This window comes from Limosilactobacillus secaliphilus (genome assembly GCF_001437055.1).
GTDB lineage: Bacteria > Bacillota > Bacilli > Lactobacillales > Lactobacillaceae > Limosilactobacillus > Limosilactobacillus secaliphilus.
The window spans coordinates 427,549-443,527 of the sequence record NZ_JQBW01000010.1 but is presented as its reverse complement, the minus strand read 5'-3'; the positions used below and the strand labels follow the sequence as shown (position 1 = coordinate 443,527).

Sequence of the window (15,979 nt, the reverse complement as noted above, 5' to 3'; positions counted from 1 at the left end):
ATCGTTGAATAAGGAAAGTAAACCAAGATCAAGGAGGATTTGGATGGCAAGCAAGAATAAGCAACCAACACGGGCGGAAGTTCCGGCAGAATTGACCTGGAACCTAAGCGACCTGTACGAGAGCGATGAGGAAATGAAAGCAGCGCTTAGGCAAACAGCTCAGCAGGCCAAGCAAGTACAGCAGCTGAAGGGTAAGCTGGCAGACAACGACGGGCAAAACCTTTTGCAGGCATTACAGCAGGCCAAGGCCATCAATGCGGATCTGGAGCAGGAATACGTGTATGCGATGCTCCGTCATGACAGCGACACAACGGATGCAGCGGCTACCGAACTGATGGGGGTTGCTGAACAGACGGCAACCACTATTGATGAGCAGTTATCCTTCTTAGATCCCGAGATTGTGGCGCTGGATGGGCAACAGCTGCAGCAATGGTTGAACAATAATTCTGAACTGCAAGAATTTCGTTATGCTTTGCACCAAACTAGGCTGCAGAAGGGCCATGTGCTGTCAGCTGATCAAGAAAAATTACTCAGCTCGTTGGGCCGCAGCATTGACAGTCCTAGTGACATTTTCAACACATTGAACGATGCGGACCTCAAGTTTGGCCAGGTGCACAACGATCAGGGCGAATTAGTCGAATTGACGGATGGCAACCGTGGCGAGTTTGCCCAATCGAAGCAGCGCAAAGTACGGAAAGAGGCCTTCTTGGCTTATCAAAAGCCTTACCATGAACTGCGCAATACCTTTGCGGCCACGTTGAACGACTTTATCGATGGCGAAAACACGCTGGCCAAGCTCCGTCATTACAGCAGTTCACGGGCAGCGGCATTGTCTAGCAACGAAATCGATGAGCGGGTTTACCAAAATTTGATCAAGACGGTCAATGATCATTTGGATGTCGCCCATCGCTGGTATCGGATCAAGCAGCAGGCGTTAGGATTGGATGATTTTTACCAATATGACGTTAACGTTCCGCTGGCAAAAGAGGCCATCAAAGCCGATTATGACCAGGGCAAAAAGCTGGTCTTGTCCGCTTTGTCGGTGCTGGGTCCGAAATACGAGCAGGCGTTAAAGCATGAACTGACGCAGCGTTGGGTCGATGTGGCCGAAAATAAGGGCAAACGGTCCGGTGGCTATGAAGTCGGGATTGCCAACGTCCACCCTTACGTCCTCCTCAACTGGAGTGACCAGCTCGAATCGACCTTCACTTTAGCTCACGAATCCGGGCACGCAATGCACAGCTGGTTTAGCCAACACGCCCAGCCGTCAGAATACGCTGAGGCGCCGATCTTCTTGGCAGAAATAGCGTCGACCTTTAACGAAAACATTCTGACCAAGTTCCTATTGCAAAAGTATGAGGGCCAGCCTGATAAGCAACTGTACGTCCTCGAACAATCGATCAACGGTTTTATTGGCACTATCTTCCGCCAGACCCAGTTTGCTGAATTTGAGGACCAGGCATACGTGACGCAGCAAAAGGGTCAACGACTCACCGCCGATTACTTGGATCAACTGAACCAAAAACTGGTGCAGAAGTATTACGGCCCAACGGTTAAATTGGCTGGGACGCCAACGCAAAGCTGGGCCTATGTGCCGCACTTCTACATGCACTACTATGTTTACCAATACGCGACATCCTGGGCAATTGCCACGACTTTGGCCGAACAGGTATGGGAAAAGCAAAGTGGTGCGCGTGATCGTTACTTGGACTTCCTGCGTGCTGGTGGGTCTGCTAGTCCGCTTTTGACGCTGAAGAAAGTGGGCATCGATGTCACCAAGCCGGATTACTTGGAAGATGCATTAGCAGTCATGCAAAAGGAAGAAGACCAGCTGGAACAGTTGTTGAAACAATGATTGACCCGTAAAATAAGGAAGAAAGCTAATGCAAAAGAGGAGGCAGTCAAAATGAAAATTGCAGTGATTGGCGTCGGCAACATGGGCGGCGCAATTATGAAGGGGTTGGCGCACGGCAAACAGGACGAGCTGATCGCATTTAATCCGGAAAATCCACGGGTGGATAAATTAGCCCATGAATTGAATGCACAACGGATCGTTAAGGCCGACGAATTGTTAGCTGCACAACCTGATTTGTTGATCTTCACAACACCGGCACCGATTACCACCAAGGTAGCCGCACAGTTTGCCCAACTGCAGAATGCGCTGGTCTTGTCAGCGGCAGCTGGAGTTTCGATTCAGGAACTTAAGGCGGCTATGCCAACAGCTTCAGTTTCGCGGATGATTCCTAACATTCCGGTTGCGGTTAATGCGGGGACCATTGGTTTGACGATGGATCCGAACTTAGATGAAGACAGGCAGAAGCAACTGCGTGACGCCATTGCAACTTTGGGTGACATTATTGATGTGAAGGAAGAGCAGTTGGACATCGTCGGAACTGTTGGCGGCTGTGGCCCGGCTTTTGTGGACGTGATGATGGACGCACTGAGCGACGGTGCAGTGATGGAAGGTTTGGACCGGCAAACGGCCTACCAGATTGTTGCCAGCATGGTGAAGGGCAGCGGGGCCCTTGCTTATGCCACCAAGGAAGCACCAGCCATCCTTCGTGATCAAGTTGCTTCACCTGGTGGTACGACCATTCGGGGTATCGCGGCACTTGAAAAGGCCGGCTTCCGGAGCGCTTTGATTGAAGCCATTAAGGCCAGTTGTGGCGAATAGTTTCACATGAAACAATTTTCTGAAGTGCTTGAGCGCCAAGACTTAGCTAACTAAAAAAGGGAGCGTGACAGAAGCTACTAATGGCTTCGTAGTCACGCCCCCGCGAGCAACAATAGGCCCCCAACGTTCGGCTCTGCCAGAACGTTGGGGGCCATTGTTGTACCGCCTGTAAACTTTCGATGTATGCAAAAGGGATTATGTCACAACCCCTTTATTTATTTCTTCTATATAATAATTAATCTTCGTCTTTATCTTTGTTTTGCAATTTCACGCCTCGATGTTCAACACTGGTTGAGAAGACGATTTGGGTACTTGTTTTGCCAAAGCGCCGTTGAATCTCGTTGATGAAATTATCCAGGTCAGTTGTCGAAGGGAAGACGACTTCGATGAGCTCAGAATAGTCACCGGTGACGCAATTGCATTCAATGACGTTAGGAATGGAGCGCATGTAAGGGTAGAATTCGGATTTCTGCTTAGGCTCCAGTTGGACACGGATGAATGCCTTCACGTGGTAGTCGATCTTTTCCATATTGACACTGACATGGTAGCCAGTTATCACACCACTTTCTTCTAGTTTGCTAATCCGGGCAGCAATTGCTGGTGATGAAATGAAGCAAGCTGCCGATATCTCTTTTAGTGATACCCGTGCGTTTTCTTCTAGCATATTAATGATTTTACAGTCAATTTGGTCCATAATAACGTCCCCTTGTTAATTTAAGAATCGGCTAGTTATCACTTAAGATTATTAAGTATTTCAACCTCTATTTTAATGCTGACGGAGTCCGATAGTCAATTTTTCATAGGTAAATGTGGGGATTAAGTTAATTTTATCAGGACAGAAAGCGCGTTTATGCTACAATATACCTAATGTAAATGAATGGAGGGAAACAAGATGGCAGAAGGATACAAAAATATCTTGGTCCCAGTTGATGGCTCAAAAGTAGCCGAGTTGGCATTAGCCAAAGCAGTTGCAATGGCCCAAAGTGAAGGGGCACATATTGACCTTTTAAATGTAATTGATACCCGGGCAATGTCTTACAATTTTGCCGGGATGTCAGATGGTAGTCTCACGTATCAGTTAGTAGATAAGTCTACTAAGTACCTGAATGAGCTGCTGAAGAAGATTAAGGGCGACGGCTTTGATAATATCGATCTCCACATCCGTCTGGGGAACCCTAAGACTGTGATTTCCTTCGATTTCCCACGTGATCACCATAATGATGTGATTGTTATGGGTGCTTCCGGCATGTCACGTCTGCAGCGGGCAATGGTTGGCTCCGTAACTTCCTTTGTTAAGCGGAATGCGCGCATGGATGTGCTGGTAGTGCGGACCGGCTTAGATAATCAACCAAGCACAGAACAATAAGTTGTAGTCAGTGGGCAAAAGCAGTGATTAGGCGTTGCTGCTTGCCCAAAAACAATCATTAAATTGACTTTTATTTGCTGATATTTGCACAATAATGCAGTTTTTGCCAAGGTGATTTCAAATTATACGACAATGATTTTGATCGTTATTTGAGCCCGCCACCAAAAATACTAAAGGATTTAAACTAGTTCACCCTAATTGTGAGCTAGTTTTTTGTTAGAACCTTACGTATCTTCAAAAACAAAGCGGCGACGTTTACAAACACTTTTATAGTAGTTATACTGTAGTTTAAGTTAGATTTGCTAGTGTTAATATGTTAGGTTTACTAGTTATAATGAGGTGATTGAAAATGAGTACAGTACAAAAACGAACAGATTTTCAACCAATTCTACTGGGCACTGATTTCAACTGTTATGGAATGGCACGTTCTTTCTATCAACAATATGGGATCAAGAGTATTGCCTATGGGGTTACTCGCTTAGCCCCAACCCGCTATACCAAGCTTGTGGATGTTAGAATTTTGGAGGGCTTTGATGAGGATCCTGGTTTCATGGAAGGAATGCGCAAGATTGCTGCCAACCTTGATCCAAATAAAAAGTACCTCCTTCTTTCATGTGGTGATGGTTACACCGAATTAATCGCTCGTCACCTGGATGAATTGAAGAAGCACTTCATCTGCCCATACGTTGACATTGACCTGTTCAACCGGCTGGGTACCAAGGAAACTTTCTACGAAGCAGCTGAAAAATATGGTCTGCCATATCCAAAGACCAAGATTATTACCAAGGAAGAAGTCGAATCTGGCGAAAAGATTGAGCTGCCATTTGACTTCCCAATCGCTTTCAAGCCATCAGACAGTGTTCAATGGAACGATATCCAGTTTGAAGGTCGTAAGAAGGCCTACGTATTGGATAAGCGTGAACAGTTTGATGAATTGCTGCCAAAGGTTTACAAGGCTGGCTACACCGGCAAGATGATCGCTCAGGACTTTATTCCTGGTGATGACTCCAACATGCGGACGCTGAACGCTTACGTTGACTCCAATCACAATGTACGTCTCTTGAGTTTGGCTCACCCATTGCTGGAAGACCCATCTCCGGTTGCTGTTGGTAACTACATGGTTATCTTGCCAGAAAAGGATATGCACCTTTATAAGGTAATTCAGAAGTTCTTGGAAGAAGTTAAGTACGTTGGCTTTGCGGACTTTGATATGAAGTGGGATAGCCGTGACAACGAATTTAAGATCTTCGAAATTAACTTACGGCAAGGCCGGAGCAGTTACTACTGCACGCTGAACGGTTACAACCTGGCCAAGTATGTTGTTGATGACGTTATTGACCACAAGCCATACACTGGCACTGACTATGCCGATGGTGACATGCTGTGGATGAACGGTCCAAAGGAAGTCTTCTACAAGTACGCTAAGGAAAACAAGTACAAGGAACGGGCTAAGAAGCTTATCGAAGAAGGTAAGTGGGGCACCACGGCCTTTGATAAGAACGATACCTTCAGACAGCATATGCTAATGCGTCATGCATTCTCAATTATTAGTAAGAACTACAAAAAATACTTTGTTCAACGTTAATTAACGCTGAATAGGTTAGGAGAGAAATATGTGCGGAATTGTGGCGTTTGTGGATAATGAAGAGCCACGCATCAAAGATCAATTAATCAAAAAGATGAAAGAACGGATTATCCACCGGGGACCTGATGATGAGGGTCAGTACGTTGATGAACACGTTGCCCTGGGTTTTCGTCGCTTAAGTTTTGTTGACTTGAAATCCGGCAACCAACCAATTTTCAACGAGGATAATTCCAAGGCTGTTGAATTTAATGGTGAAATCTATAACTTTGAAGATTTGCGTGAAGAGTTAATTAAAGACGGCCACGTTTTTAAGACTCACGCCGATACGGAAGTTATTCTTCATGGTTACGAACAATGGGGCAAAGATGTCGTTAACAAACTGCGGGGGATGTTTGCCTTCGTGATTTGGGATCTAAAGAAGCACGAAATGTTTGGTGCCCGGGATCACTTTGGGATCAAACCGCTTTACTATGCTAAGATGAACGGCACATTCTTCGTTGGTTCCGAAATCAAAGCCTTTTTGGACCACCCCAACTTCAAGATGGAGCTGAATAAGCGTGCACTGAAGTCTTACATGACTTTCCAATACAACGTCACGCAGGAAACCTTCTTTAAGGGTGTTTACCGTCTGCCAGAAGCTCACTACTTCACCTACAAAGACGGCAAGTTCGAAATGAAACAGTATTGGGACGAAGACTTTGACCCGAAAGACGAATCGTTCGACCAAGCAGTGGATAACATTGACCAGGTCGTTCAGAATTCAGTCAAAGCTCACACCTACGCTGATAAGGGAATTAAAGTTGGTTCCTTCTTATCTGCGGGTGTTGACTCCAGTCTGGTGACGGCATTAATGCGGCCAAACAACACCTTCTCCATTGGTTTTGATCGTGGATACGATGAAACCAAGCAGGCTAGAGAGTTAGCGGCCAAGTTGAAGCTGAAGAACACTGATAAGTTATTGATCGATGAGGAAGCATTCAAGGCCTTCCCACTGATTCAATACTATCTGGATGAACCAGATTCAAACCCATCCGTTGTTCCGTTATACTTCTTGAACAAGTTGGCAAAGGACAATGGTTACAAGGCCCTCTTGTCCGGTGAAGGGGCCGACGAACTGTTCGCTGGCTACACGGCTTATGGTTTCAACACGAAGATCAAGTTCCTGCGTTGGATCACTGATCAACTGAAGAAACTGCCAAAGGAAAAGCGTTACAAGTTAGGTGAATGGCTGGAAGGCAAGCACTTCCACGGTTCTGAACACCTTTACCGGAACCTGGCACCTGCTCGCGAAACCTTTATTGGCCAGGCTTACATCTTCAGCCCAGCCGAGGCCAACGAATACCTGAAGCCAGAATATCAGGATGGCCCATCCATCACCGACTTGCTGAAGCCACTCTATGACAAGTGTGACGCCAAGGAAGACATGAATGAAGTTGCTAAGAAACAATACGTCGATTTGCACCGCTTCATGCCTGGTGACATTTGTCTAAAAGCCGACAAGATGAGTATGGCCAACTCCGTGGAAATTCGTGTGCCTTTGCTGGATAAAGAAGTAATGAAGGTTGCCCAAACGACACCGACGAATTACCTCTTCAACTACAAGGGAACGAAGTGGGCATTCCGGATGGCGGCTAACCGTCACTTGCCTGAAGAATGGGCAACACGGCCGAAACTTGGCTTCCCAACTCCTGTCCGCGAATGGCTGCGGGAAAAGAAGTACTATGAAGTTGTCAGAGAGATGTTTGAACAAGACTTTGTTAAGAAGTTCTTTGATCAGGATAAGCTGCTTAAGCTGGCTGACGACAACTTCCACGATAAGGTTGATGGTCGACGGAAGATTTGGACGGTTTACACGTTCTTGGTTTGGTACAAACTGTACTTTATCGACAAGTTTAAGCCGGACGAATCTGGAATTGATCGGGCTAAGAAGCAACCCGTTGAAGCCTAATCATTAAGGCCATTAAACCGTCAATCAGTAATCATTAAGTTCAAAACATTGAAGGGGCTTTAGCAAATTGACTTTGCTACGGTCCCCTTTTTGTTTAGAACTTTAAAATTTCTGCTAATCGTCCGCTGTCATATTCACTTTTACGCTGAGAAATGAAATAATAGGCTTTTAAGAGGGATTAATAAGGGGGTTATTTAAATGGAATTGCATGTTGCACCAGCACTTGCCTTGCTGCGTGAACATAATTTATTGGATCATGTCAGTGATTTAACTGACTTTACTGCGACTGATGTTTCGTATGATTCACGGAAGGTAAAGCAGGGTACCTTATTCTTCTGTAAAGGGAACAACTTTCTGCCTAAGTATCTGACGATGGCGAAGGAAAAGGGCGCGATTGCCTACGTTGCTGAACAAGAATACCCAGAAGGCAAAGGCTTGCCGGCAATTATTGTTAATGATGAACAAAAGGCAATGGCCCTGCTCGGGGCAGCCTTTTACGGTTATCCGCAAAATGACCTGTTCATTATTGCCATTACGGGTACGAAGGGTAAGACAACCACTGCCTACTTTGCTGACCACATTCTGGGCCACTCAACGAACAAACATGTAGCTCTGTTTTCAACCCTTGACCGTGTGCTGGGCAATGCTAGCCAGGACCGGTTTAAGTCGGATATCACCACGCCTGAATCACTCGACCTCTATCATGATATGCGCAAGGCGGTCGACAATGGCATGACGCATCTGGTAATGGAAGTTTCCTCTCAGGCCTACAAGAAGAACCGGGTGTATGGTCTCAAGTACAATGTCGGGATCTTCTTGAACATCACGCCAGACCACATTGGCCGCAATGAACACCCAACATTTGCTGATTATCTGCATTGCAAGGAACAGCTGATGGTTAACTCCGACACCTGCATCATTAACGCAGAAACCCACCATTTGGACGATGTCTACTACACCGCTAAGGCAACCACGCAGCCGGAGAACATCTACCTATTTGCCCGTCACGGCGCCCAAATCTCCTTGCCTGATGACCAACAACTTGACTTTGAATACCGCAACGATTTCGAAGACCTGCATGAAAGTGAATTTCAGCTGACGGCATTGTCTGACCGTGCTAAGAAGCTCAACCTCGACCATCGTTACACGACGAGTATGCCCGGCGATTATAACGAAGGGAATGCGGTCGCTGCGATTATCGCCTCTGGTCTTGCTGGAGCCTCAGCAGAAGACGATTGTGCAACCCTTGACCATGTTCACATTCGTGGCCGGATGGAAATGGTCCCGACTAAGCATCATGGCCTTATTTATATTGATTATGCGCACAACTACGCTAGCACGAAGCGGCTACTGGCCTTCTTGAAGCGGCAGACGCATGCCGGTAAAGTCACGGTCCTACTGGGTTCCACTGGTGATAAAGGGATTTCTCGGCGCCCAGGGCTCGGTAAGGCGTTGACTGAGGAACACCCAGATAAAGTCATTCTGACGACGGATGACCCCGGCTACGAAGACCCAATGAAGATTGCTAAGGAAATTGATTCGCACATTGACCATGACCAAGTGGGCGAGGTGCAATTCATCATGGATCGTGAAACGGCGATTAAGTCGGCAATCGATAATAATAAGAATGGTGACATTGTCGTTTTGGCCGGCAAGGGTGAAGATCCTTACCAGAAGATCGATGGGGTTGATACACCTTATGCTTCTGATAGCAAGATCGCACGTGAATATGTGAAGGAAATTGAGCAATAACAAACAGTGTGACCAGGCTGAGAGCTAATTATGCAGTCATCAATGCCCTGTCACATTGCTTGAAGGTGGCCAGCGTCGAGTTTACCTTGACGTTGGTCATTTTTATTGGCCATTGACGGTGTATAATTGGTCACTAGCTTAACAACATTGATTTGATAAAGAAGAAGATTCAGTATGCATAACCTAATTTATCTGAAAGATTTAGCGGGAACGGACATGGATCCTTACGTCCGTTTGAATGAAGCACAGCTATTTCACGCCTTAGAGCCGGAACCGGGCTATTTCATCGCCGAGAGTCCGAAAGTCATCGAGCGGGCCTTGCGGGCAGGCTACCGGCCGGATTCACTGCTGGTGGAAAAGAAGGAATTGGATCGTGATTTGACTGATCTGGATCATGAAATGGCGGTCAATCATACTCAGAACCTGGGCCAGACACCAATTTACGTGGTGGACAGCGAACTGCTGCGCCAATTGAAGGGTTACAATCTCCTGCGTGGTGCGCTGGCGGCAATGCACCGGATTAAACGGCCGACTGTGGGTGACTTTTTGAAGGGGCTCGCCAGCAAGCACCCGCGTATTGCGGTTCTAGAAAATGTTGTCAATCCGACTAATGTAGGGGCCATTTTTCGCTCCGCGGCGGCCTTAGGGATCGATGGGGTCATTGTCACAAGTGACTCTGCTGACCCGCTCTATCGGCGCTCGACGCGGGTCTCCATGGGAACTGTTTTTGAAGTGCCATGGACCTATGTTGATGCGAAAGTTTGGCAAAAGGACGGCATCAATCTTTTGCATCAGTATGGTTATCAAACGGCGGCGATGGCACTGCGGCACAATACCATTGATATCAATGACCCGCTATTAGCTAAGATCGACTGTCTCGCCATTATCCTTGGTTCAGAGGGGCCAGGCTTAAGGGAAAAGACGATTGACGATAGCGACTACACGATTAAGATTCCAATGGCTGCCGGAGTCGATTCATTGAACGTGGCGGCTGCCTCGGCTCTGGCTTTTTGGGAGCTGGGCAATGGCGTTCATAAATGATGGCAGTAAAAAGGGAACGAGACGATGAAGTTCTGTCTCGTTCCCTATTTTTATAGTTATTTAACTGCCTGTTGCAATGCTTGACCAAGCCGCTGTAAACCAACGTCGATCTGGTCATCCTGCATGTTGGAGTAATTCAAACGGAAGGCACCAGGCTGTGGTTTGCCGGCGTAGAATGGATCGCCAGGCACAAATGCCACGTTGTGCTTCAGGCATTGCTTGAACAGCGCAACCGTATCGTCAACTCCCGGCACTTCTACCCACAGGAACATGCCGCCCTCTGGATCGGTGGATTTGACCCCTGCTGGGAAGTATTTATGGATCCCTTTGACCATCAACTCTTTACGATGCCCATAAAGCTTGCTGATTTCAGCCACGTGGGCGTCCACGTCATTGTCCTCGAAGAACTGGGCGACTGCATACTGGGAAAGGTTGTCGGAGTGCAGGTCGGCCGACTGTTTGAGGACGGTTAACAGGTCAACCACTTCTTTTGGTGCAACGACCCAGCCTAAACGAAAACCGGGCGCCAGGGTTTTAGAGAAGGTCCCCATGTAGAAGACTCGCCCGTAATGATCGAAGGATTTAACTGAAGGCACGTGTTGACCGGCAAAACGAATTTCACCATAAGGGTTGTCTTCTAAGACTAGAAAGTCGTACTTCTCGGCTAATTCAACCAGTTGCTGCCGCCGCTCCTTCGCTAAAGTGCGGCCGGTAGGGTTCTGGAAATTCGGGACCGTATACAGGAGTTTGGCCTCCGGATGTGCTTTTAAGGTTTCCTCCAAGGCATCCATGCGCATCCCGTCTTCATCCATTGGCACACTGACGAAATTGGCACCATAGGTTTTGAAAACGTCTAAGGCACAAAGGTAGGTTGGTTCCTCGATCAGCACGGTATCGCCAGGGTTGATGAAGGCTTTGCCGACCAGGTCGATTACCTGTTCGGAACCAGTTGTCACCAGGACGTTGTCTAATTCGGCATGGACGTCTTCTTTTTCCGCAACGTGCTGCAGAATGGTTTGGCGCAGGGCGGTTACCCCTTTGGCAGCACCATACTGCATTACTTCACGCCCGTGGGCTTCAAAGACTTTGTCAACGGCCGCTTCCATTTCCTTTACCGGGAAGAGTTCTGGAGCAGGCAGACCACCGGCAAAAGAGATGACTTCCGGGTCAGCGGCAGCGGCTAGGATTGCACCGACGACATCACTGCCTTTTTCTGGAACGCGTTTTGAATAGTTGTATTTGGTCATACCATCACTCCCAATCAATTCTAATAGTTTTATAATAATTATGCTTGCTAAAGACTTTACACCATCCACCGAAAATTGTGAAGGGAAAATTTGCAAGCATACGATTGACGGGAACTTTCCCATGTGCAAAATAACAGCCTGCAAAAAGAATTTGTGATTTTTATTAAAAACCAGCTTGACAAATTAAAATTTGATTAGTATGATGTTGACAATCAATCAAATGAATTCGCAATGACTGAGACAGTAACTTGCTGATGGGTTAAGAGACTTGGTGGTTGGTGCAAACCAAGCGAAGTCAGTAAGTGAACATCACTCAGCCGCTGGCGGTCGAAATAAGTAGTCCCGCCTGGTTTGTCCACCATTAACTGGACCGCGGATCAATATTGGTTCGCTTGAGGTGGATTTATCCATGAATAAAGGTGGTACCACGATTTTATCGTCCTTTAGATGCGTTCAGCGTGTCTTAAGGACTTTTTATTTACAGCAAAGGGGGTGGTTATCATGTCAAGCGACATTACTGACATTAAGATGACACAAGAGGTAGTCGGACACAATGATCATGACGATGCAGGTGTGGGTGAACAATAAGGCTGTATGGTCATGACCTGCACCAAATGGGAGGTAATAAGTGACCAATTAAGTAGTCAATACAACTGATACAAATATTGTCAACTGAAGTTTTAATGTAATTCACGCAAGCTTGACTGGATTCCAGGTGCTAAGGAAGACCCGTTACGGATGTAATGAAAATACCTAAATAATGGGAGCGCTTGGCGGATGGCTGATTGCTTGGGTGACAGAAGATTATTCACCAATAATTAATCAAAACCATGAAATTTACTTACTAGCCCAGATAGCTAGTAAATCTAACTTACTGATTTACCACCTAATTATGTTGAATTGGACATGATCCAATAACAATAGACAATCCTTTTTTGCTCTAAATATTTCTCCTAGTGATAAGTGTTAATCTGAAAACAGGACTGATCCCTCCTAAATCTTCCTGTTAAAAAATATAACCGCTAATGTCGGTGATCCCCCGGCGTTAGCGGCTTTTTTAGTTTTGGACAACAAAAAAAGGCCAGACAATTGCCTGACCTTTTTGATTAATCAGTTGGATCTGATTATTGTTCTTCGTACCAAGTGTAGTGGAAGTTACCTGGACGGTCAACACGTTCGTAAGTGTGAGCACCGAAGTAGTCACGCTGTGCTTGAAGCATGTTAGCTGGCAGAACTTCTGCACGGTAGGAGTCGTAGTAAGAAATAGCAGCGGATAATGCTGGTACAGGGATACCAACCTTAACAGCGAAGGCAACAACTTCACGAATAGCCTTCTGGTACTTCTTGGCAATGTCTTGGAAGTATGGGTCCAGAAGCAAGTTCTTCAGTTGAGGATCCTTGTCGTAAGCGTCGGTGATCTTCTGCAGGAATTGTGCACGAATGATGCAGCCTTCACGCCAAATCTGTGCCAATTCACCGTACTTCAGACCCCAGTCGTAACGTTCGGAGTCGATCCGCATCTGTTCAAAGCCTTGAGCATAACTCATAACCTTGCCGAAGTAGAGGGCTTCACGAATCTTTTCGATCAATTCCTTCTTTTCGTCATCGGACAGGCTGACCTTGTCAACGTCAACTGGCAGTACCTTAGAAGCAGCCACACGTTCGTCCTTCATCATGGAGATGTAACGAGCGTAAACGGCTTCAGTGATAACTGATTGTGGAGCGCCACCTTCAAGGGCAGTTTCAGAACTCCACTTACCAGTACCCTTGTTGGCACCACGGTCAAGAATCATGTCAACGATAGGCTTGTTCTTGTCAGCGCCTAAGTCATCCTTCTTAGTCAGGATGTCAGCAGTGATGTTGATCAGGAATGAGTCAAGTTCGCCTTGGTCCCATTCGTGGAAGATCTTAGCTAATTCATCAACGTTCATGCCTAAACCATGACGCATGATGTTGTAGCTTTCATCGATCAGCTCTTCATCACCGTATTCAATACCGTTGTGAACCATCTTTACATAGTGGCCGGCACCGTTAGGACCGATGTAAGCAACACATGGCTTGCCATCCTTAGCCTTAGCAGCGATTTGTTCCAGAATTGGAGCAACCAGGTCATAAGCTTCCTTCTGGCCACCTGGCATCAGAGATGGACCATGGAGGGCACCCAGTTCACCACCAGATACACCCATGCCGATAAAGTTGATACCAGACTTGTCCAGACGAGCGTTACGTTCCATAGTGTCGTGGAAGTTAGTGTTACCACCATCGATCAGAACGTCACCCTTGTCCAGCAAAGGAAGTAATTCATCAATAACTGCGTCGGTTGGCTTGCCGGCCTTAACCATCAGCAAAATCCGACGTGGCGTTTCCAGAGAAGCAACAAAGTCTTTGATGTTGTAACTTGGGATCAGCTTCTTGTCGCTGTGATCCTTCATCATTTCATCAGTCCGGTTACGGTGACGGTTGTAAATACCTACCGTGTACCCGCGACTTTCGATGTTCAGTGCCAGGTTCTTGCCCATAACGGCCATACCAATAACACCAATTTGTGCTTTCTTATCTGCCATTGTGTTGTCACACTCCTTAAAAGAATAAATACACTTTACGCAAACTATTATATCAGAAAGCGAGCGCGATGAATAACTAATTTGAGAAACTTTGCACAAACTTTTGGCCTAAAAGTTTAAAAGCGGTCTCATTATTGGCATAACAAGCTTTAACCAAAGTCAAGACTTGATTATTGGCTGGGGATTGTATAGGCTAAAATTAGTGTAATGTTAACGTTAACAAGGTTGTCAGATCAATCTACAACCGCCTAATAGAGGAGAAAAACATGAGTGAAGTAATTACCATTGGTGAGCCGCTAGTAGCTTTCTGTTCTGAAGAGCCCGATGTGTCACTGGCTGACGCTTTAGAATGGCACAAAATTATGGGTGGGGCCGAATTAAACGTTGCGATCGGTGTGCAGCGTTTGGGCCACAGTGTTGACTATATTTCGCGAATTGGGGAAGACCCGTTTGGCGAATTCATTAAGAAGACCATTGCTGGCTACAATATCGGCACCCAATACATTAGCTACGATCCTGATCACTGGACTGGTCACCAAATTAAGCAAAGAGTAACCAAGGGTGATCCGCAGGTGTTCAACTACCGCAAGAATTCAGCCGCTTGTTACTTAACACCCGACGTGATCGACAAAGTGGACCTGAGCGGGGTCAAGATTGCCCACATGTCCGGGATCTTCCCAAGCATTTCGGACACGGCGGAGAAGTCATTCAGACGACTGTTCGACCGCCTGCATGAGAACCACATCATGACGACCTACGACCCGAACCTGCGTGACACCTGGAAGAGCCATGATTATATGGTAAAAACCGAAAATGAACTGGCCGGCAACGCCGATATTGTGATGCCTGGCGTAAACGAAGGAAAGATCTTGATGGGGTCTGATGATCCAGAGAAGATTGCCGACTTCTACCTGCAGGGCAAGTACACCAAGACGGTCATCGTCAAGGTAGGCGCTAAGGGTGCTTACTTGAAGCAGAAGGACGGCCACGTTAATTTCGTCAAGGGCTTCCATGTTCCGGCCGACAAGATTGTGGACACGGTTGGTGCTGGTGACGGCTTTGCTTTAGGCACCATTACGGCATTATTGGAAGGCCACACAATTGACGAAGCCGTTAAACGGGGAAACGCAGTCGGAGCCATGCAGATTCAGACTCCTGGCGACAACGATGGTTACCCGACCCCTGAACAATTGCAAAAGTTTTATGAAGAACACGCAGCCGATTAACTGAGAAGGTTCGATGACAATGCGGATTTTGGATGCAATCAACCAAGAAATCAGTGCGGTCTTGGCGGCGACGGATGAACAACAGCTGGATGACGCACTTCCATTATTTAATCAACAACGGCGCATTTTTGTACTGGGCGCTGGTCGATCAGGTTTGATGGCCAAGGCATTTGCCATGCGCTTGATGCACATTGGCTATACGCCCTTTGTGATTGGGGAAACAATTACACCCTCAATCCAGGCGGGTGATTTGTTGTTGGCGGTTTCTGGCTCTGGCAGTACGCGCAGCATTGTGGAACTGGCTGACAAAGCCCACCAAGATGGTGCCACTTTATTAGCGGTCACCAGTAATGGCCATTCACCACTTGCCCAGTTGGCTGACCAGACCATTGTGGTGCCGGGTGCGACCAAAGCTGGCGATGGGATTAAATCCATCCAATTGCTGAGCACCTTGTTCGACCAGTCCGTTCATTTAGTCCTGGATGCCTTGTGCTTGAAACTGGCACGACGGGATGGAACGGACAATGGCGCGGCAAAATCACGTCACAGTAACATGGAATAAAACGAAAATAGGAT

At 46.8% G+C, this 15,979-nt stretch carries 12 protein-coding genes and 1 other annotated feature; of the genes, 9 read left to right on the top strand and 3 right to left on the bottom strand.

The window, feature by feature from the left end; all coding sequences use genetic code 11:
- The first annotated feature begins 43 nt into the window (after positions 1-43).
- Entirely contained in the window at positions 44-1,855 is a 1,812-nt protein-coding gene (pepF, locus tag IV45_RS06905) for an oligoendopeptidase F (RefSeq protein ID WP_057741977.1), read from the top strand.
- Between the two features lie 51 nt (positions 1,856-1,906).
- A complete protein-coding gene (gene proC, locus IV45_RS06900) occupies positions 1,907-2,674 on the top strand; it encodes a pyrroline-5-carboxylate reductase (protein WP_057741974.1) in 768 nt (255 codons plus the stop codon).
- A 235-nt stretch (positions 2,675-2,909) separates the two neighbouring features.
- Here the strand turns inward: proC and IV45_RS06895 are convergent, their stop codons facing one another.
- A complete protein-coding gene (locus tag IV45_RS06895) occupies positions 2,910-3,368 on the bottom strand; it encodes an Lrp/AsnC family transcriptional regulator (RefSeq protein WP_057741972.1) in 459 nt (152 codons plus the stop codon).
- Positions 3,369-3,566: 198 nt separating this feature from the next.
- On the opposite strand from IV45_RS06895, the gene IV45_RS06890 reads away from it, so the two are divergent.
- From IV45_RS06890 to IV45_RS06870, 5 genes are all read left to right on the top strand, one after another.
- Positions 3,567-4,040 carry a universal stress protein gene (locus IV45_RS06890; protein WP_057741969.1) on the top strand — a complete coding sequence of 158 codons (474 nt, stop codon included), beginning with the start codon at positions 3,567-3,569 and terminating at the stop codon, positions 4,038-4,040.
- A 349-nt stretch (positions 4,041-4,389) separates the two neighbouring features.
- Positions 4,390-5,625, top strand: coding sequence for a carboxylate--amine ligase (locus IV45_RS06885; RefSeq protein ID WP_057741967.1), 1,236 nt, complete (start codon positions 4,390-4,392; stop codon positions 5,623-5,625).
- A gap of 28 nt (positions 5,626-5,653) precedes the next feature.
- Positions 5,654-7,573: an asparagine synthase (glutamine-hydrolyzing) gene (gene asnB / locus IV45_RS06880; protein WP_057741963.1), complete on the top strand. Its 1,920-nt coding sequence runs from the start codon at positions 5,654-5,656 to the stop codon at positions 7,571-7,573.
- Positions 7,574-7,771: 198 nt separating this feature from the next.
- The gene (locus IV45_RS06875) at positions 7,772-9,325 is read left to right on the top strand and encodes a UDP-N-acetylmuramoyl-L-alanyl-D-glutamate--2,6-diaminopimelate ligase (RefSeq protein WP_057741961.1); all 1,554 of its coding nucleotides are present in this window, start codon (positions 7,772-7,774) and stop codon (positions 9,323-9,325) included.
- A 174-nt stretch (positions 9,326-9,499) separates the two neighbouring features.
- Complete coding sequence (locus IV45_RS06870) at positions 9,500-10,366, top strand: TrmH family RNA methyltransferase (RefSeq protein WP_057741959.1); 867 nt, start codon at positions 9,500-9,502, stop codon at positions 10,364-10,366.
- Positions 10,367-10,422: 56 nt separating this feature from the next.
- Here IV45_RS06870 and IV45_RS06865 read toward each other — a convergent pair whose 3' ends face one another.
- Positions 10,423-11,613, bottom strand: a complete 1,191-nt coding sequence (locus IV45_RS06865) for an aminotransferase-like domain-containing protein (protein WP_057741957.1) — start codon at positions 11,611-11,613, stop codon at positions 10,423-10,425.
- Positions 11,614-11,835: 222 nt separating this feature from the next.
- Positions 11,836-12,060 (top strand) — a binding site (T-box leader).
- Between the two features lie 677 nt (positions 12,061-12,737).
- Positions 12,738-14,177, bottom strand: a complete 1,440-nt coding sequence (gndA, locus tag IV45_RS06860; RefSeq protein ID WP_057741954.1) for an NADP-dependent phosphogluconate dehydrogenase — start codon at positions 14,175-14,177, stop codon at positions 12,738-12,740.
- Positions 14,178-14,443: 266 nt separating this feature from the next.
- Between gndA and IV45_RS06855 the strand changes: the two genes are divergently transcribed.
- Together IV45_RS06855 and hxlB are read left to right on the top strand one after the other, a co-directional pair.
- Positions 14,444-15,403, top strand: coding sequence for a sugar kinase (locus IV45_RS06855; RefSeq protein WP_057741952.1), 960 nt, complete (start codon positions 14,444-14,446; stop codon positions 15,401-15,403).
- A 19-nt stretch (positions 15,404-15,422) separates the two neighbouring features.
- Positions 15,423-15,965, top strand: a complete 543-nt coding sequence (hxlB, locus tag IV45_RS06850; RefSeq protein WP_057741949.1) for a 6-phospho-3-hexuloisomerase — start codon at positions 15,423-15,425, stop codon at positions 15,963-15,965.
- Positions 15,966-15,979 lie beyond the last annotated feature (14 nt).

Coding starts and splice junctions, on each gene's coding strand:
- pepF (WP_057741977.1), top strand. CDS start 44: ATGGCAAGCAAGAATAAGCAACCAACACGGGCGGAAGTTCCGGCAGAA.
- proC (WP_057741974.1), top strand. CDS start 1,907: ATGAAAATTGCAGTGATTGGCGTCGGCAACATGGGCGGCGCAATTATG.
- IV45_RS06895 (WP_057741972.1), bottom strand. CDS start 3,368: ATGGACCAAATTGACTGTAAAATCATTAATATGCTAGAAGAAAACGCA.
- IV45_RS06890 (WP_057741969.1), top strand. CDS start 3,567: ATGGCAGAAGGATACAAAAATATCTTGGTCCCAGTTGATGGCTCAAAA.
- IV45_RS06885 (WP_057741967.1), top strand. CDS start 4,390: ATGAGTACAGTACAAAAACGAACAGATTTTCAACCAATTCTACTGGGC.
- asnB (WP_057741963.1), top strand. CDS start 5,654: ATGTGCGGAATTGTGGCGTTTGTGGATAATGAAGAGCCACGCATCAAA.
- IV45_RS06875 (WP_057741961.1), top strand. CDS start 7,772: ATGGAATTGCATGTTGCACCAGCACTTGCCTTGCTGCGTGAACATAAT.
- IV45_RS06870 (WP_057741959.1), top strand. CDS start 9,500: ATGCATAACCTAATTTATCTGAAAGATTTAGCGGGAACGGACATGGAT.
- IV45_RS06865 (WP_057741957.1), bottom strand. CDS start 11,613: ATGACCAAATACAACTATTCAAAACGCGTTCCAGAAAAAGGCAGTGAT.
- gndA (WP_057741954.1), bottom strand. CDS start 14,177: ATGGCAGATAAGAAAGCACAAATTGGTGTTATTGGTATGGCCGTTATG.
- IV45_RS06855 (WP_057741952.1), top strand. CDS start 14,444: ATGAGTGAAGTAATTACCATTGGTGAGCCGCTAGTAGCTTTCTGTTCT.
- hxlB (WP_057741949.1), top strand. CDS start 15,423: ATGCGGATTTTGGATGCAATCAACCAAGAAATCAGTGCGGTCTTGGCG.